At 33.2% G+C, this 18517-nt stretch carries 17 protein-coding genes; 7 read left to right on the top strand and 10 right to left on the bottom strand.

The features are described 5' to 3' along the window. Window positions 1-37: 37 nt before the first annotated feature. Window positions 38-2530 (top strand): DUF5686 and carboxypeptidase regulatory-like domain-containing protein, encoded by a 2493-nt coding sequence (locus BM024_RS08055; RefSeq protein WP_090679070.1) that lies wholly within the window; start codon window positions 38-40, stop codon window positions 2528-2530. Window positions 2531-2600: 70 nt separating this feature from the next. Here BM024_RS08055 and pheS read toward each other — a convergent pair whose 3' ends face one another. Beyond that, window positions 2601-3617: a phenylalanine--tRNA ligase subunit alpha gene (gene pheS / locus BM024_RS08050; protein ID WP_090679068.1), complete on the bottom strand. Its 1017-nt coding sequence runs from the start codon at window positions 3615-3617 to the stop codon at window positions 2601-2603. Window positions 3618-3701: 84 nt separating this feature from the next. Next, window positions 3702-4058, bottom strand: a complete 357-nt coding sequence (locus BM024_RS08045; protein ID WP_090679067.1) for a hypothetical protein — start codon at window positions 4056-4058, stop codon at window positions 3702-3704. Between the two features lie 93 nt (window positions 4059-4151). Here BM024_RS08045 and BM024_RS08040 point away from each other — a divergent pair, with 93 nt between their 5' ends. Beyond that, entirely contained in the window at window positions 4152-4694 is a 543-nt protein-coding gene (locus BM024_RS08040) for a CvpA family protein (RefSeq protein ID WP_090679065.1), read from the top strand. Here BM024_RS08040 and BM024_RS08035 read toward each other — a convergent pair. From BM024_RS08035 to BM024_RS08000, 8 genes are all read right to left on the bottom strand, one after another. After that, a complete protein-coding gene (locus BM024_RS08035) occupies window positions 4687-5445 on the bottom strand; it encodes a tetratricopeptide repeat protein (protein ID WP_090679063.1) in 759 nt (252 codons plus the stop codon). The two genes, BM024_RS08040 and BM024_RS08035, sit on opposite strands and share 8 nt — an antisense overlap. A gap of 7 nt (window positions 5446-5452) precedes the next feature. Further along, complete coding sequence (locus BM024_RS08030; protein WP_090679061.1) at window positions 5453-7219, bottom strand: BatD family protein; 1767 nt, start codon at window positions 7217-7219, stop codon at window positions 5453-5455. A gap of 5 nt (window positions 7220-7224) precedes the next feature. After that, the gene (locus BM024_RS08025) at window positions 7225-8031 is read right to left on the bottom strand and encodes a tetratricopeptide repeat protein (protein WP_090679059.1); all 807 of its coding nucleotides are present in this window, start codon (window positions 8029-8031) and stop codon (window positions 7225-7227) included. Between the two features lie 29 nt (window positions 8032-8060). Beyond that, window positions 8061-9095, bottom strand: a complete 1035-nt coding sequence (locus BM024_RS08020) for a VWA domain-containing protein (protein ID WP_090679057.1) — start codon at window positions 9093-9095, stop codon at window positions 8061-8063. Between the two features lie 7 nt (window positions 9096-9102). Then, complete coding sequence (locus BM024_RS08015; RefSeq protein WP_090679054.1) at window positions 9103-10104, bottom strand: vWA domain-containing protein; 1002 nt, start codon at window positions 10102-10104, stop codon at window positions 9103-9105. Further along, window positions 10105-11736 carry a BatD family protein gene (locus BM024_RS08010; RefSeq protein WP_245753876.1) on the bottom strand — a complete coding sequence of 544 codons (1632 nt, stop codon included), beginning with the start codon at window positions 11734-11736 and terminating at the stop codon, window positions 10105-10107. Between the two features lie 3 nt (window positions 11737-11739). Then, window positions 11740-12603: a DUF58 domain-containing protein gene (locus tag BM024_RS08005; RefSeq protein ID WP_090679051.1), complete on the bottom strand. Its 864-nt coding sequence runs from the start codon at window positions 12601-12603 to the stop codon at window positions 11740-11742. Window positions 12604-12688: 85 nt separating this feature from the next. Then, complete coding sequence (locus tag BM024_RS08000) at window positions 12689-13693, bottom strand: AAA family ATPase (RefSeq protein ID WP_090679049.1); 1005 nt, start codon at window positions 13691-13693, stop codon at window positions 12689-12691. Between the two features lie 165 nt (window positions 13694-13858). Here BM024_RS08000 and BM024_RS07995 point away from each other — a divergent pair, with 165 nt between their 5' ends. The 5 genes from BM024_RS07995 (at window position 13859) to BM024_RS07975 (ending at window position 18508) form a co-directional block, all read left to right on the top strand. Beyond that, window positions 13859-15010: an ATP-binding protein gene (locus BM024_RS07995; RefSeq protein WP_090679047.1), complete on the top strand. Its 1152-nt coding sequence runs from the start codon at window positions 13859-13861 to the stop codon at window positions 15008-15010. After that, the gene (locus BM024_RS07990; RefSeq protein ID WP_090679227.1) at window positions 15003-15737 is read left to right on the top strand and encodes a metallophosphoesterase family protein; all 735 of its coding nucleotides are present in this window, start codon (window positions 15003-15005) and stop codon (window positions 15735-15737) included. Before BM024_RS07995 ends, BM024_RS07990 begins: the two co-directional genes overlap by 8 nt. 40 nt (window positions 15738-15777) lie before the next feature. Continuing rightward, window positions 15778-16332 carry a DUF3575 domain-containing protein gene (locus BM024_RS07985; RefSeq protein ID WP_090679225.1) on the top strand — a complete coding sequence of 185 codons (555 nt, stop codon included), beginning with the start codon at window positions 15778-15780 and terminating at the stop codon, window positions 16330-16332. Between the two features lie 363 nt (window positions 16333-16695). Next, window positions 16696-18039, top strand: a complete 1344-nt coding sequence (locus BM024_RS07980; RefSeq protein WP_090679045.1) for a PSP1 domain-containing protein — start codon at window positions 16696-16698, stop codon at window positions 18037-18039. Then, window positions 18023-18508 carry a gliding motility lipoprotein GldH gene (locus tag BM024_RS07975; protein WP_090679043.1) on the top strand — a complete coding sequence of 162 codons (486 nt, stop codon included), beginning with the start codon at window positions 18023-18025 and terminating at the stop codon, window positions 18506-18508. The genes BM024_RS07980 and BM024_RS07975 overlap by 17 nt, the downstream gene beginning before the upstream one ends. Window positions 18509-18517: the final 9 nt, after the last annotated feature.

Raw genomic sequence — 18517 nt, 5'->3', positions numbered from 1 at the left:
TAATACTTCATACTAACTACTATTAAACGTAATTATAATGAGACAACTGCTATTGATATTTGGTCTTTTGATGGGTTTTACATCCTTGGGACAGATTAAGGGAACTGTAAGAGATGAACAGGGAAATCCAGTAAGTTTTGCAACTGTATTACTTGAAAATACTCAAAATGGAACTATCAGTAATGAAAATGGACAGTACGAGTTAACTATTCGGAATAACGGATCATATACGGTGTTATATCAGTTTTTAGGTTATAAAACCGTGCGTTCGCAGATAGTCTATCAAGGTGATGTCATTACAAAAGATATCGTTTTGGTAGAGGAGGAGTTTATGTTGGAGGATATCGTAATTCGGGTTGGTGATAATCCTGCTGATGAAATCATTCGAAGAGCGATTAAAAACAAAGAGATAAACACTAAAGGCTTGTCTGAGTTTGAGGTTGATTTCTATTCAAAGGGAATGGTTAAGTCTCTAAAGGTTCCGAAAGCGTTGATGAATAAGATTAAAGTTAATGATGCTGATTTAAAAGACACAGGTGTAGATTCTTTAGGAAAGGGAATTATGTATTTATCAGAGACGGTGTCTGAATTAAAGTTTAAAAATCCGAATAAACTTAAGGAGCATATTGTTGCATCTAAGGTGAGTGGAAGTGATAATGGTTATAGCTTTAACACTGCCGATGAGTCATTCTATGATTTTTACGAAAATCATATTGATATTGCAGATATTGGTACTAAACTTATTTCTCCTATTGCCAATCAGGCATTTTCTTATTACAAGTTTAATTTAGAGGCTACTTTTAAAGATGAGGGAAGAGTTATTAATAAGATAAAAGTAATTCCAAAGGTGAAAACACAACCTGTTTTCTATGGTGACTTATATATTGTTGATGATAGTGGAGCTATTTACGGAATGGATTTAGCGGTTAGTGGTATAAGTCTTCAGGAGCCTATCATTGAGGAAATAGCTATTAATCAGAACTTTTTCTATGAAAAGGAGATTCAAACTTGGGTAAAACGTTCTCAGAATATTGATATGACTTTTGGGATTTTCGGAATTAGAGTGCAGGGGATATTTTTAAGCGTTTTCAACAATTATGATTTCATGCCTCAATTTACTAACCAAACTTTTGGAAAGGAGATTCTATCATATAGTAAAGATGTACATAAGAAAGAAGATGATTTCTGGGAATCAAATAGAATGTTTGCGCTAACCGATGAGGAGGTTCGCGATTATCAGCTTAAAGATAGTATTAAGGAAATAAGACAATCACCTCAATATTTAGACAGTATCCGCAGAAAAAATAATGCATTTAAACTAGATGACCCTTTATTTGGTTACCGCTACACAGCTCCAGACAGAAAGGCTACATTTACTTTTGATGGATTAATAGATGTTGAAAAGATCGGTTTTAATACAGTTCAGGGGCTTTCTTTAGGAACAGGAGTCGGTGCTAGTTTTAGAAATAAGGAGAAAGGTTCTTATACCAGTTTGAAAGCGGATGTTAATTATGGAGTTTCTTCTGAGAGATTCAGAGCTTATGGATATGCTTCTCATAGGTTTGGTGATGTACACAAATCTTCTATATATCTAAAAGGAGGAACTCAGATCAAGCAGTTTCATGAGTCAAATATAAATGAATATATAAATGCTGCCTTTTCTTTATTAGCTAGAAAGAATTTTGCTAAGTATTATAACAATGAAGAAGTGTATGCAGGATATAGTGGTCGTTTTCTAGAAGAGACAATACAAATTAGTACTGCTTTGGGGTATGAGCAAAGAAAACCATTGTTTAATAATACGAATGCTTCTTTGTATTCTGGGAATAGGGCTTATACATCTAATAACCCTCAAGATCTTAATGATTTTGAATCTGCTGCAATAGATAATCATCATTTGTATAAGTTCAAATTAGGAGCAGGCTTTTCATTTGGTCAGAAATATATTACTTATCCTGAGGGTAAAACCTATATAAGTAATCCTAGTTATCCTAAGGTGCATATTTATTATGAGAAGGGGTTTGGTGGAAGTGAAAGTAATCTAAACTATGATTTAATCTCTGCTCAAATTAATCAATCAGTTGAAGTTAGTAACAAGGGAGAGTTTTCGTATTCATTAGGTATGGGACATTATTTTAATGAAAGTGATATCTCATTTGTTGATAGAAAGCATTTCTCTGGAAATGAAACACACTTAACTATTGGAGATACATTTTTGAAATCTTTTAATTTATTGCCTTACTATACTCTTAGTACTAATAAATCATACATAGAAACTCATTTGGAGTATGATTTTAAGGGTTTTTTAATCAATAAGATTCCATTGTTAAACAAGACAGGTTGGAATACAGTATTGGGGTATCACAATGCAACGGTATCTGATTATAAACCTTATATGGAATTTACGGCAGGTTTTTCTAATGTAGGTTTTGGGAAATTCCGATTCTTTAGAGTTGATTATGTTCGTTCTTATAGCGGAAGTGCTTTCCAAAAGGATGGTATTATGATTGGTTTTAAAAAGAATATGTAAGGGCTATGTAAAAATGAAAAGAGAGAACACTGTTATCAGTGTTCTCTCTTTCTATATATGTGTAATATGTTTAAAAATTTGATTTAAACTGTTCTAAGAAACGTACATCATTCTCGTAGAACATTCGGATATCGCTGATTTGATATAATAACATTGCCATACGTTCAATTCCCATTCCAAAAGCAAAACCGTTATATTCATTCGGGTCTATACCACAGTTTGTTAAAACATTTGGGTCTACCATTCCGCACCCCATAATCTCTAACCAACCTGTACCTTTAGTAATTCTATAGTCAGTTTCAGTTTTAAGTCCCCAATAAATATCTACTTCTGCACTTGGCTCTGTAAATGGGAAATAGGAAGGGCGTAAACGTATTTTAGACTTTCCAAACATCTCTTTTGTAAAGTAAAGCAATGTTTGTTTAAGATCTGCAAACGATACGTCTTTGTCAATATATAAACCTTCTACTTGATGGAAAATACAGTGTGAACGAGAGGATATCGCTTCATTTCTAAATACACGTCCTGGAGAGATGGTTCTTAAAGGAGGTTTGTTGTTCTCCATATATCTCACTTGTACAGATGATGTATGTGTACGCAAAAGATGTTCTGGATTTGTTTGAACGAAGAATGTATCTTGCATATCTCTAGCAGGATGGTATTCTGGAAAGTTCAAAGCTTCAAAGTTATGCCAATCATCTTCAATTTCAGGACCTTCTGAAACGTTGAATCCAATGTTAGAGAAAATGCTTATCACCTCGTTTTTTACAAGAGAAATAGGATGTCTTGCACCTATTTCAAAAGGATATCCAGGTCTAGTTAAGTCACCATACAATCCTTGAACATCTTTAGATTCTAAAGATTCCAGAATAGTTTTTACTTTTTCTTCAACCGTATTTTTCAGTAAATTAATCGTCTGTCCAAATTCTTTCTTTTGGTCATTTGGAACAGTTTTAAAAACTGCAAATAAATCGTTTAAAATTCCTTTTTTCGATAGAAATTTAATTCTAAAAGACTCTAATGCTTCTTTATTATCGGTAGTAAAATGTTGCGCTTCACCGATGTATTCTTTTATCTTATCAATCATTTTCAGTACAAGTAATGGACAAATTTACAGTTTTTAAACGAGTCACGAAATTTTAGAGTTTAAAATTAACGTGAAGTGTTGGTTTTAGGAGATAAATTGGCTTTCAATAAAATACTGAACGATGGCTTCTTTCATCAATACCGATTGCTCTCCTGCTTTTAATGCTGGAAGTTGCTCCAAAACGTTGTAGTGTGGCCAACCATCTTCATCGAAGTGGTCGAATTCATAATATCCATAAGGTTCCAATAGTCTACAAATAGCAATATGCATAAGGTTTATCTTGTCATCTTTCTTGTATTTCTTCTTGGAGTTACCTATTTCTTGTATTCCAATCAAATAAATGACTGCTTCTAAGTCTAATCTTTCTCCATCACCAAATTTTGTAGATATCTTTTCGATGAGTTGTTCCCATCTTATTTTGAGTTGTTCGTCTCTTGCCATAATTTTGTTATATAAAGTACAAAGATACTACTTCCTTTAAAACAGAGTTCCACGCTAAATATTTATCTTAGCATTTTGATACTTATCTCTGCTATGATTTTAGATATTGCGGTTCTGCTTTTTGTTATATATGGGTTTTATAAAGGAGTTAAGGAAGGTTTCTTTGTTTCCGTTGCTGCCTTTCTGTCCTTTTTGATTGGTATAATTGCCGCACTAAAGTTTTCCAATGTTATAAAATCGTATTTGTATCTCAAATTCTCTTGGGACTCAACTTTTATGTCAGTACTAGCGTTCGTTGTGACTTTTGGTTTGGCTATCTTTATTGTACATTTCATTGCCAAGATGGTTACCGAAATTTTTAATGCGATGTATCTTGGTCTTTTTAACCGATTTTTCGGAGGTGTTTTTGAAGTATTGAGGGTGCTGCTTTTTAGTTGTCTACTACTTGCACTATTCGAAAAGGTGAATGTAAATCATGTTATAGTTGCCGCAGAAAGTCTGCAATCATCTAAATTCTATGTTTTCTACTCCTTTATTGCAGAAGAAGTATTTCCTAGTTTATTTCATTTGGTCGACACACTCTTTGATAAAAGTGTGGAGGTAATTAAGGATATTAAAGAAGTGAAATCTATTTAAGGGGACGCAGACTCGTTTTTAATAGCCATCCTATTTCTTGGTTTTCTAATTTCACTTTAAACCATAAAGCCTTCTCTTCTAGTATGTACACTTTTGTCCCTTCTTTTAGCTCCATTATTGTTTTTGCACTGTTCTTTGCTTCATCTTTGAAAACAGCATTGTCTTCTAGTACGATAGCTGGATTGTAAGTGTCTTCATAATCTTTGGTAGAGTAGGCAGCATACGAACTAATTAACATTGCTGCGACACAAACAAAAATACTTGCAAAACTAATACGTTTTAGTAGGCTTTGAGTACTTAAATAATACAATATGAAAAGAGCTAAGGATAGAAAAGCAAATATTGTAGCGACTTTTGCCCACTGATTAAAAGAAAGAAAATTAAAAGATTGGTATATAATGTCTTTTGATTCTAATTTTTGAATTTTAGTTATTTTTCCTTCTAATGATTTTTGAGCGAATTTTAAGTTTACACTTGCTTCTTTTAATTCCGGATTTATTAATAGAGCTTTCTCATAATAATAGATTGCAGAACCGACTTCATGTAGTTTATAATAAGTATTACCCATATTATAATATAGATTATCGGATTGAACTCCTTCTCGTTCTAAAGATTCATACTCTTTAAGAGCTTCGCTGTATTGCTTTTGCTCATATAAAGTATTTGCTTTTTTGAATTTTTCTGCAGAGTCAACTTCTTTCGCCCAAATGGTGGAAGTAAACAGGACTAGTATGAAGATAAATTTATTCATATTCGACTTACTTGAATTGTTTTTCTAATTGAGCTATGATTTCGATAGCATTGTTATAATCGTTATTCATATTTGCTTGGGCTGTTGGAGTATATCTCGCATATTCACAAGCATTCTTTAATTGAAGATAATCATTCGTTAAATCTTCGGATATATGATTTTCTGTAAGCAGTTCTTTGATATTGTCATTGCTCATTTCAGAAGTTTCTATATTCAATTTTGCTTTTAAGAAATTGTGTAAGCATCGCTCTAACGCATCATAAAACAATTCTTTATTGCGAATATTTTTCTTTGCCTCACTTAAATATTTTTTTGCTAATCTATTATTGTGCTTTAATCGCAATCCTTCAAAATCGGAATTCTTTCTTCTTTTCGAGTTTATAAGTACTACGGCAAAAGGCATTAACAAGAAAGGAATGCTTGTTAGTATGTAGAATAGTGTAGAATTCCAATAATTTTGAGTGTCTTTTTTCTTAGCATTTAGATTTGTTTTCAAAGATTGAAATACTTCTGTATTGCTGTTTTGTGATTCTTTAATAGTCTCTTCTTGAGTAGGTAAATCAGGACCATTAATAACATTTATTCTAATACTATCTGTGGAAATAGTTTTATAGGACTTACTTTTTATATCAAAATAATTAAAGCTAATAGGGTCAATATAATATTCTCCTTTGTATTGCGGTATTATTGTGTAACTATCCGTTTTTGATCCTTGTAGTCCGTTATTTCCTGCTTTTACTGTTTCGGAGTACTCTGGGTCAAAGACTTCTAACTTATCGGATGCTATCAATTTAGGCAAACTAAATAGATTCATATTTCCTTGGCCTTTAACTTCTACTTTGAAGTTCAAGGACTCTAAGGCATTTGCACTAGTATCTCCGGAAGGGGTAACTTTAAAATCAAAGGTACCGACAGCACCTGAGAAATTATCTGGTTTTCCTTCTTCAGGTAGTGGTTTTACTTTAACGGTTCTCTTACCAGTTGTATACGTTTTGGTTATGTATCCCATTTCTGGAAAACCAAAGAAATCACGACGACCTGTAGGTACTTCGGCTTGAATGTCTAAGACCAGTGGTTCCAATTCAATATTTCCTACCTCTAGAGGCATTAGTATATCTTTCTTAAATGTAATGAACTGGGCTTCTTTACCATTGTAAGTGCCTGATTCTACTTTTAGTTCTTTAATTTCAATAGAATTAACCCAGAACTTATTGTATTTTGGGATTGAGGTTCCATTCCAATTTGTCAGGTTCGACCCTCTTTCAACATATACTTTATAAAATATAGTTATAGGTTCATTTTGATATGGAGTTGTATTTGAAATTTCGGCAACTAGGTGAATACCGTTTAAAACCTGTTCTTGTGAATGGTTTAGTCTGGTTCTTGGATCTTCTCTTTTTACAGCATCTACAATTGTTACCGATATGGGTTTTGTATTGTATGTTTGATCTTCAACTTGTATACTTGCGCTACCGATGGTAAGAGTACCTTTTCGAGTAGGTGCTAGAAAGAAAGAATATGTTTTACTAAATGATTTTTTACCATTAGTCCAAGCGTAACTAACAGATTGATTTGGACCTCCAACAACTTTGAAACCTTCAAATGTTGGAGCTTTAAAATTGTCACCTTCACTGTTCATGGTGAAGTCAACACGAACATTTTCGTTTAGTGGAACTTCATTTCTACTAACACTTGATTCAAATTGGACTTGCGCAAGCATTCCTTGAGTGAAAGTAAAAATTAATAGAACAAGAATCTTTAAATGTGTTTTCATTTTAATTACCAATCTTTTTTAGGTGCTCCACTACCAGTTGCTTCTTTACCTTCGTCTTTTTTATCTTTGTTTAATAGACGTTGCTGAACATTGCGCTCTTCTTGATTAATGGCATCAAGCATACGTTGCATTTGATCCTTATTAGCTTGTTGCTGCTTGGATTGCTGTTCATCTTGTTTAGACTTAGAATCGTCTTTTTTATCGTCTTTTTGATTTTTGTCATCAGACTTATCATCTTGATTCTTTTTGTCCTGATTCTCTTTTTTGTCATCGGACTTGTCTTGATCTTTATTGTTGTCTTTGTTCTGTTGATCTTGCTTGTTTTGATCGTCTTGATTATCCTTGTTGTCTTGATTATCCTTGTTGTCCTGATTTTGGTCAGGATTTTCCTCGTTTAACTTTTTAGCTAATGCATAATTATATCGAGTTTCATCGTCTTTAGGATTGTTTCGCAATGCGTTTTTGTAAGCTTCTTCTGCCTGTTTATATTTTTTTTCTTTCAGATAGGCATTTCCAAGATTGTGATATGCTTGATGTTTCTCGCTTTTGCTTTCAGCATTTTCTATTGTTCGCTTATAAGTAGCTATTGCCTCGCTTGATAAGTTTTGTTTATAAAGTGAATTTCCGAGATTGTATTCAGAAATATTACTTTTAGTGCTTTTAGATTGTGCAATTCGATAGTTAGCTTCTGCTTGAATGTAATTTTTGTCTTCATAGCTCTTGTTACCTAATCGCATAGCACTTTGGGCTGACTGTGCATAATTGTGAGTTATAGTCAGTAAAGTTATAAGTATATATAGTAAGTTTTTCATAGTTCAAGTGTCATTATACGTTCTATCTACTATTTGTCTTTCTCGTTAAATAGATTGAGTTTTTGCATCCATTTTGTTTTGCGCTCTAATATAAAGGCATCTATAAAGAGTAATAAGAATGCAAGAATTAGAAACCATTGAAATTGTGATTGAAATTCAGCTATTTGCTGTGACTCAAAATCTGTTTTCTCAATTTGTTCTAAATCGTTTTTTATCCATGTAACTACTTCTTGAGTGTTTTCTCCATAGTAATATTTCCCACCTGTTTCTGTAGCAATATAGTTTAGAGTTTCAGGATTCATTTTAGTTATTACAGTGTTTCCATCCCAGTCTTTTTTATATTCTAGACCTTTAGGACTTTTAATTGGAATTGGACCGCCTTTTTCCGTTCCCACTCCAATTGAAATAATCTTAATTCCCTTTTCTTTAGCTATAGACACTGCATTACTCATATCTTCTCCGTGGTCTTCACCATCAGAGATTAGTATCATTAACTTGCTAGTCTGTGGGTTGTCAAAGTAATTGCTCGCTACTCTAATTGCATCTTCGAAATCAGTTCCTTGTGAAGATACCATATCTGTATTCATGCTTTGCAAATACATCTTAGCAGCATAATAATCAGTTGTTATGGGTAACATTGGGAATGCTGTTGCAGCATATCCAACTATTCCTATACGGTCTGAACCTAAATTATTGATAATCTGTGTTACTAATTGTTTTGTTTTTGCAAGACGATTTGGAGCCATATCTTCTGCTAACATACTTTTGGATACGTCAAGAATGAATACAATATCGATTCCTTGTCTTTTGACAGTTTCAATTCGTGTACCAATTTTTGGGTTAACCAAAGCAATTGTGATTAATGCCAATGCAAACAGATAAATGCAAGCCTTAATAATAGGTTTATTCTTTGATCGGTTAGGAGCCAAAACATCTAGGGCTTTCGCACTAGCGAATTGTTTTTGTACTCTTTTTTGCCAAAGTAGATATCCTACAAGCAACAGGGCTAATAGAACAACTATTATTAAAAGAAAGAAATATTTTTTATCATCAAATTCCCACATAATATCCTTATATAAATCCTCTAAACAAGGTTTTTTGTAAAATAAATTCTAAACATAGTATGATGAAACCTATCAATGCTATCAAGTGAAATTTTTCGTTTCTACTTACAAATTTCTGTTCGTCGATTTTCGTTTTTTCGAGTTGGTTAATTTCTTCATAGATGTTTTTTAAACTCTCTGTGTCTGTTGCTCTAAAATACTTTCCTTCGGTTTCTGTTGCAATTTCTTGTAACAGTGCCTCGTCGATTTCTACTTTTTCCATGCGAAATAGTATTTCTCCAGACGGGGTCATGGCATATGGAGATTCTGCCAATCCGTTAGAACCTATCCCAATGGTGTATACCTTTATTCCATATTCTTTAGCAATTTGAGCTCCCATCTTTGGGTCGATTACTCCTGCATTATTAACACCATCTGTTAGTAGAATAATTACTTTACTTTTAGCTGGACTATCTTTTAGTCTATTAATAGCAGTCCCCAAGCCAAGCCCAATTGCAGTTCCATCTCTTAAGTCATTGTTGTACTCTATGCTTTTCATGGCATTAAGTAATAGCACCTTATCGCTTGTTACAGGTGTCTTGGTGTAACTTTCTGCTGCATATATTACCAAACCAATGCGGTCATTTACACGTTGTGTTATGAAGTCGGAAGCGACTAATTTAAGTGCTTCAATACGATTTGGTTTTAAATCACGTGCTAACATACTTCCAGAAATATCCATTGCCATAACGATATCTATTCCGTGTGTAGAATGTATGCGTTGGTCTACATCAATGGTTTGAGGTCTAGCTATCGCTACAATTAATGCACTTAAACCTAATACTCTTAGGATTAAAGTTATTGGCATTAGAGTAACTAAGATTGATGTTGAATTTTCAAAACTCTTATTACTGCTAAGTTTTAGAGTTGCTTTCTGTTTAGTCTTATTGCGAAACCAGATGTAAACTACTATTGGAAGCAAAAGAAATAACCAAAAGAATTCGGGATTTAAAAATGTTATACCTTTCATTTATTCTTCTGATTTATATATGATTGACTCAAATACTTTCTGTGCTACTTCTGGACCGATTGCGTCGTTTTCCGAATAGAACACACAAACTTCATCTACATTAGTTCCATTGATTAAGAAAACAATCTCGAAGGTTATTTGCGCTTCTTTGTTTGTTGCGGGATGTATAATTGTATAACTCCCAGTTACTTTTGTTCCAGAAATTCCATTGCTGTTTTCAAAATCACTTTCATCAAATTTGACATTGCTTGCTTTGAACTGTTGAGTTATTATGTTTATAGAGTGAGAAATAATTAGCTTTTTGTCAAAAGTATCTTCTTTTTCCATTGTAATATTGTTTAACAATACGTGAAGTGGGTCATTTATATCACCAGTTAAAAACTGTTGTACATTCGTTACCCCAGTCGGTAATGTTTGTTGAACTGTCGGGTCATTATATCTAGAAAGAACTTTAGGTGTGCTAACTGTAATTCCAGGAGAACCGTATGTGCTTGTAATCCACTCTCTATTCAATAAACGTTTAGTACTATTGAAACTAAAAGATTTAAATAACGTATTGTCTTGAATATTAGTAAGGAAATATATAGTACCTATTATTAAAAGTAAAAAACCTGTAATAGATATAGGCACAAGTCTTCTGAAACGAATTCTTTTCTTCTTGCGCTCTTCTCTCAATCTTATTTTTTCTGATTGACTTTCTATTGAAATTGGATAAGCGGTATTTATAGAATCGATAATTTTCTCTATTTTAGAAGTATCGGCTGTTATTTCAAATTCTTGTGGTTGCGATTTTGCAAATTTCACCAAATCGGCTGTTTGAAGAACTTTTCTAAATTCTTCAATTACTGATTTATTGATTTTTACTTTTTTGTTTGCCAAGGTTTGACGTAAAATTGCAACTATTTCCTGAGTAGTTAACTCATGAGCAGATATGTTAAAAGTATCTTCTATGAAACTCCTAGCAATGAAGGTCATATCGGAATAATAAGGTTTTGCATCACCTCTAGTCCAGTTTTTCTTTTCTTCTAATTTCTTAAGTTTTTTAATAGCTTTCTCGTAAGGTGATTTATAGTAATCATCCTCACTTAAATTGGATTCTTGTCTCTTCTTAATATAGTAGTAAAGTACTATCCCTATAATAATAACCAAGACGGAAATAAGTATGTAAATCCAATCATAGTTGCTACTAGAGTCTTTCGCTACTGATTTTATTTCATACATAGGTTGTTTTAACGTGTCAACAGCGACATTTAAAACGGAGATATCAATACCTTGTGTTTTAAAGATTTTATTGTCAATTATAACAGGTAGTTGAGGTAGTCTGTAACTTCCTGAATCGAATTGAGTTAAACTATATTTTTTGATTAATTCTTGATTCGTTTCAGATAGGATAGTATCAATAGCGGAGCTTTCTATTACTTCAAAATCTCCTAACTTATCAGATTCGGGAAATTGAATTGTAGAACCTTTCTGAACTTTCGCTTTTAAGGTTAGTAAAAAAGTATCTCCAATTTTAATAGAGGTAGTATCTACAGTTGTTTCTAAAGGATTCTGTGCTGTAGCTATATTTGAAATTAAAAATATAGAAAATAGTATGTGAATAAAATGCTTTCTCATGGTATCAATCATCATTTGCTATTTAGCTTTGAAATAAGCTAGTAGTTTTTTGACATAACTTTCTTCAAGATTAATATTTATAGTTCCTGCTCCACACTTTTGGAACATTTTTAAAAAATGATGTTCTGCTTCTATAAACCTTGCCATAAATTGTGTTCTAACAGAAGGGTCCGCTGTATTTACAATCATTTCTTGTTCTGTTTCAGCATCGACAACTGTTATAAGTCCAACATTAGGTATTTCTTTTTCTCTTTTATCGTAAATTCTAATACCTGTTATATCATGACGTTTAGATGCGATTTTTAAAGTTTGTTCATAGGGAGCACTCATAAAGTCTGAGAGTACAAACACAATAGCTTTTTTCTTTATTACCTTGGAAAGATATTCTAAGGCTTGAGTTAAGTCTGTTTTTTTACTTTTGGGTTTAAAGTCTATTAGTTCTCGAATGATTCGCAACACATGACTTCTTCCTTTTTTGGGTGCTATAAATAGTTCTATTTGATCTGAAAACAAGATTAATCCAACCTTGTCATTATTTTGAGTAGCTGAAAATGCTAAGGTTGCTGCTATTTCAGTAACAATATCTTGTTTGAAATCATTCCCTGAACCAAATTCTTGAGAACCGCTTATATCAACCATCAACATTAGTGTAAGTTCTCTTTCTTCCTCGAAAACCTTGATGTGTGTTTCATTATATCTTGCAGTAACATTCCAGTCAATTGAACGAACATCATCTCCAAATTGATAAGGTCTCACTTCAGCAAATGACATACCTCGACCTTTAAACGATGTCTGATATTCTCCAGAGAATATATGGTCGCTTAAGCGTCTTGTTTTAATCTCTATTTTTTTGACCTTTTTTAAGATGTCTTGGATGTCCATTTCTTAACTTTTCAAAATTACTATAACCTCAAAAACCTATTTGTTTTGAATCACAAATAGGTTTCTATAATATTAGAAGTACTTATTAAGGCACTTCAATCTCATTAACGATTTGATTTATGATATCAACGGAAGTAATGTTTTCAGCTTCAGCTTCATACGTAACACCAATTCTGTGACGTAATACGTCTATAACAATTGCTCTTACGTCTTCTGGGATTACATAACCTCTTCTGCGAATAAATGCGTAACATTTTGCAGCTATGGCTAAGTTAATACTTCCACGAGGTGAAGCACCAAAACTTATAAGAGGTTTTAATCTTTCTAATTTGAATTGTTCAGGGTATCTTGTAGCGAAAATAATATCTAGGATATATTTCTCGATTTTTTCGTCCATATAAACTTCTCTAACGGCAGCTTGTGCTCTCTCTATTTGTTCTAGAGATACGACAGCATTTATAGTGTTTTTTACACCAGCTAGATTTTGACGAATAACCATTCTTTCTTCTTCCAGTTTTGGATAGTCTATCACTGTTTTAAGCATGAAACGGTCCATTTGAGCTTCAGGTAAAGGATAAGTACCTTCTTGTTCAACTGGATTTTGAGTTGCCATTACTAAGAACGGTTTTGGAAGAGGGTAAGTTTCATCGCTGATCGTTACTTGTCTTTCCTGCATTGCTTCTAATAATGCCGATTGCACTTTTGCTGGAGCACGGTTTATCTCATCAGCTAATATAAAGTTTGCAAAAACAGGTCCCTTACGAATAGAGAAATCATTTTCCTTTACGTTGTAAATCATGGTTCCAACAACATCCGCAGGTAATAAATCAGGTGTAAACTGAACCCTGCTGAAGCTACCGTGAACTGCTTTGGCAAGCGTGTTAATAGCTAAGGTTTTTGCTAGACCAGGTACTCCTTCAAGCAATATGTGTCCTTGACCTAGTAATCCTATTAATAAACGATCAATCATGTGTTTTTGCCCCACAATTGCTTTGTTCATTTCAAGTGTTAGTAAATCGATAAAGGCGCTCTCTCTTTCAATTTTTTCGTTTAATGCGCGTATATCGTAGCTTGTATCGGTCGTTTCCATAATTATTGTTCGTAAAATAGTATGTTGTTTTATTAGATGATGCAAATTCAAAAATTATTTGCAATCTAGTTGTTAACATAAGGTTAAATGTAAGAATCAATTTGTCTCATTGGGCCTCATTTGTGAGTATCTTTTTATATTTTTAAGAACTAAAAGCTAATTGTTGTGGTTAACAAGAGATTACTTATTAAAAACTTACTTTCTTATTACGATGAAAATAGTTTTTATGACAAGAAAAGACAACTTAATTTAGAGACTAAAGCGGGTAAAGCAAAGTTTATAAAACATATATGTGCGTTGTCTAATAGCAACCCTGATAATAACTCCTATTTAATTATCGGTATTGAAGACGAAGATAACCAAATTAGGGGTGTGGATTTTTTTGATGATAGTAAAATTCAAAATCTGGTAGACGCTTATCTTGACAATCCTCCGCAAATTGTTTACGAGAATGTTTTGTTTCCCAGTCTTCCTATTGGAAAGGTGGTGGGACTGGTTACTATTAGAGGTAAAAAAGGAGTTTCCCGTTTCAAGAAAACTTTTCTCAACATTGATAAGCATACAGCATTCTATCGAATGGGAAGTAATTCACAACCTAGTATTGTTCAAAATGGACTGAATAATAATAAAGCACTTGTTGAATCTATCGAAAATATGTCTAAGAATAATTTAAATACTATTCTTGAGAGCGTCTTGAGTTTTATGACCGAAACACATAAAGATATTAATCCTAAATATCAGGTGTTTAAAGAAAATTTTATTGTTTGTTGGGCAGGAAATAAGAATAAAATTAGAGGGCGGAGTTTTTATTCACGTGTTGATATTGAATTAATTAATGAGCAAGTTCGACTGTTCTATTCTGCTTTAGATGCAGTAACCATATCTTATACGGAAGATTCATTTATAGTTACAGAATATGTCAAACTGGGATTAAACGACAGAACTAGTTTCTATGCCTTTGAAGAGGTCGTTATTAGATTTCATGATAATGGCTTCTATGATATGAAGAGTAGAGTTCTTTTTGAACCTCCTCAGTATAATTATAATATGTTAAGATATATCTACAACAATAATCTAAAGCTATTGTCTAAACTTCAGAAAAATATGTTTTTGAATGAAGTTGATTTAAATAAATTGTCGCGTTTACCTCATATGTTGATGATTTGTTATTTGAATGGTTTTGACGATGCGAAACAAAAGCTATTACAACTAGATTCTTTGATAAAGAAATTAGAAAACCCTAAGGTATATCGTTCCTATAAAGAGGTTATACGTATCTTGCGCAAATTGAAATATGAAAATGAAAGCATTGAGTAGAACACTAGTTATTGGAGATATACACGGAGCTTATAAAGCTCTTGTACAGGTTTTAGAACGTGCAAAAATCACAGAGGAGGACAAGTTAATATTCTTAGGGGATTATGTTGATGGTTGGAGTGGGTCTGTGGAGGTAGTTCGGTTGTTAATGGAATTAAACAGGAAACAAGAGTGTGTATTTTTACGAGGAAATCACGAATCATTAACGATTGATTGGATGCATGGTCACAATGAAAATATACAATGGCTTTCTCATGGGGGATCTGCTACAGTAAAATCATATGAAGCTATTTCCATTGAAGAGAAAGCAGAACATTGTTCGTTTCTAGAAGATTTGTTGTATTATTATATAGATAACAAAAATAGATTGTTTGTTCATGGTGGGTTTACCAATCAAAGGGGGGTTGAAGCGGAATTTTATAAAGAGTATTTAACGTGGGACCGTACTTTATGGGAGATGGCCTTAGCTATTAACCCAAATTTGTCGGTAGAAGATTCTATGTATCCCAAAAGGCTTAAAAATTACAATGAAATTTTTATAGGACACACTCCTGTAACGTATTGTGGTTTTACAATTCCAACGAAGGCTGCAAATGTATGGAACATTGATACGGGGGCTGCTTTTTATGGAAAGGTTTCTGTAATGGACGTGGACACTAATGAGTTTTGGCAAAGTGATAGTGTTGTGGAATTATATCCAAATGAGTTTGGAAGAAATGGTAAGTAATCAATCCTTTTGTATATTTGCAAAAAAAAAATTAGAAAAGATGAGAAAGTTATTGGTTTTAGTAATGCTACTTGGTAGCACAGTAGCTGTAAAAGCACAGGCTGTAAATGAAGTTAAAGTAAATATTATCAACACTATTATTTCAGCTTCAGTTGAATTGGGCTATGAACATTTTATTGACCGTGATCAATCGGTAGGAGTTGATTTGATGATAAATGATCGTTTCTCTTACTATCCAGAGAGTAAGAGTAAAGGAAAAAAGTTTAATACAAATAGTATTGCAGCAAACTACAATTTCTACTTTGGAGGAGAAGATAATGCTAATGGATCTGGTTACAGTGTTTCTCCATTCTTGAAATACCGTTTTGGTGATTTTGAAGAAAATGGAAAAAACGAATTGAACGAGGTAATTAAAGAAACTACTAATATGGATAGCTTTATTATCGGTGTTGGTGTAGGGTATAAGTGGGTGCGTAATGATTCTTTCGCAGTTCAACCATTTGTAAACATAGGACGTAATTTCAGTGAGGATGTTAATGATCGTTTTATGGCGGTTGAATTGAATGCTGGTGTTACTTTAGGATATAGATTCTAGATACTATTTCAATAATATTTTAAAAGGCTATTACCATAATCCGGTAATAGCCTTTTTTAATTTAACTAATTAAGGAATGGGGGTGTATGTTATTGTTTTTCCAATTATTTAAAGACTTGTTTTGAACAGTTGTTGAGTGATTTTAACTTGTGTAGAACTTGATTTTTGTGGTGCAGTTAAGATTGTATAATTTGGAGAAACTGATGAAATTCAGGCAACAGAAATCGGGTGTTAACTCCTCTGAATACCTAAATCATAATGAATGTAAAAAAAAATCGATAGACCCATAAAAATATTATCTTTACAAACATTAAATGAAATTATTAATAGTCGCCTTCGGGCATTAAATATATAGAAAAAGAGATGGCTTGTACAAATTGTTCAACAAGTAAAGGGAGTTCGGGACAACCTAAGGGGTGTCAAAATAATGGAACATGCGGAACAGATAGCTGTAATAAATTAACAGTGTTTGACTGGTTGTCAAATATGGTTTATCCTAGCGGTAGTGAAGTTTACGATATTGTTGAAGTACGTTTTAAAAACGGAAGAAAAGAATTTTATAAAAATGCAGAGAATTTAACTTTGTCTATAGGAGACATTATTGCAACGGAAGGTTCACCAGGACATGATGTTGGGATAGTTACTCTTACAGGTGAGTTGGTTAAAGTTCAGATGAAAAAGAAAAAGGTAGATCCTGAAGGGGTTTTACCAAAAGTATATAGAAAAGCGAGTCAGAAAGACATTGATATTTGGCAAGCTTGTAGAAATAGAGAAGAACCTATGAAGGTTCGTGCTCGTGAGTTGGCTATTAAGCTGAAGCTTGAAATGAAGATATCGGATATTGAATTTCAAGGGGATGGTTCAAAAGCTACTTTTTATTATACAGCAAACGAACGTGTAGATTTTAGACAGCTAATCAAAGATTTTGCAAAAGAATTTAGTATTCGTATTGAGATGAAACAAGTCGGTTTCCGACAAGAAGCAGCTCGATTGGGGGGTATTGGGTCATGTGGTCGCGAGTTGTGTTGTTCTACGTGGTTAACTGATTTTAGAAGTGTGAACACTTCTGCTGCACGTTATCAGCAACTATCATTAAATCCGCAAAAGTTAGCGGGACAATGTGGAAAGTTGAAATGCTGTTTAAATTATGAGTTAGATACTTATCTTGAGGCTATTAAACATATGCCAGATTCAGATACGAAGTTGTTTACAGTTAAAGGGATTGCTTTCTGTCAGAAGGTTGATATTTTCAAAGGACAAATGTGGTTCGCTTATGCAAATAACTCTGCAAACTGGTATGTTTTATCGGTAGAGCAAGTGTTAGAAATCGTTGAGATGAACAAGCGAGATCAGAAAGCCAATGAGTTAGAAAGTTATGTTGAAGAGGTAGTAGAAGAAGAGAAAAACTTTCAGAATGCTGTTGGACAAGATAGTGTTACACGTTTCGATCAACCTAAACGCAAAAAGAAACCTGCTAGAAAAAGAACTCCACAAAAAGAAGCACAGGTCGTTGAACAAGCTCCAAAAAAGCAACAACAACCAAGAGCTAAAGAGTCTGTAAAGGATGTTAGCAGCCCAAAACCTCAAGAAGAAGGAGGAGATAAAAAGGCACCTCGCAATGCAAAGAAAAATGTGAGTAGACCAAATCGTCCAAAAAAACCAAAGAATAATAATCCTGGAAATAGTTCAGATGGTGAAAAGAAATAGTTTACTGTTGTTGTTAGTTTTCATGACTTTGATGTCGTGTAAAAAGGAGACTTTTTATGACTCTTACCAAAGAGTGGACGGTGCGTGGTCAAAAGATGATGTGAAAAGTTTTGAGGTAACTCAAGAAGATACATTATCTACTTATAATTTGTTTTTAAACATCAGGAATAATAAAGAATATGCTTTCAGCAATTTATTTGTTATTGTGAAAGTAGAGCAACCCAATGAAATAGTGTGGGTTGATACTCTTGAATACCAAATGGCAGAACCAGATGGGACACTTTTAGGAACAGGGTTTTCCGATGTTAAGGAGAATAAATTGTGGATAAAAGAGGGGTATGTTTTTCCTGTAAAGGGAGATTATACTTTTAAAGTGGAGCAAGTGGTTAGAGAAATTGGTGATGTTGAGGGAGTTGAGTTATTAAAGGGGATCTCAGAAATAGGGATTCAAATAGAGAAAACGAAATAGTATTTAATT

This window comes from Myroides guanonis (assembly GCF_900114085.1).
GTDB classification, from domain to species: Bacteria; Bacteroidota; Bacteroidia; order Flavobacteriales; family Flavobacteriaceae; genus Flavobacterium; species Flavobacterium guanonis.
This window is presented reverse-complemented; position numbering and strand designations above follow the sequence as displayed.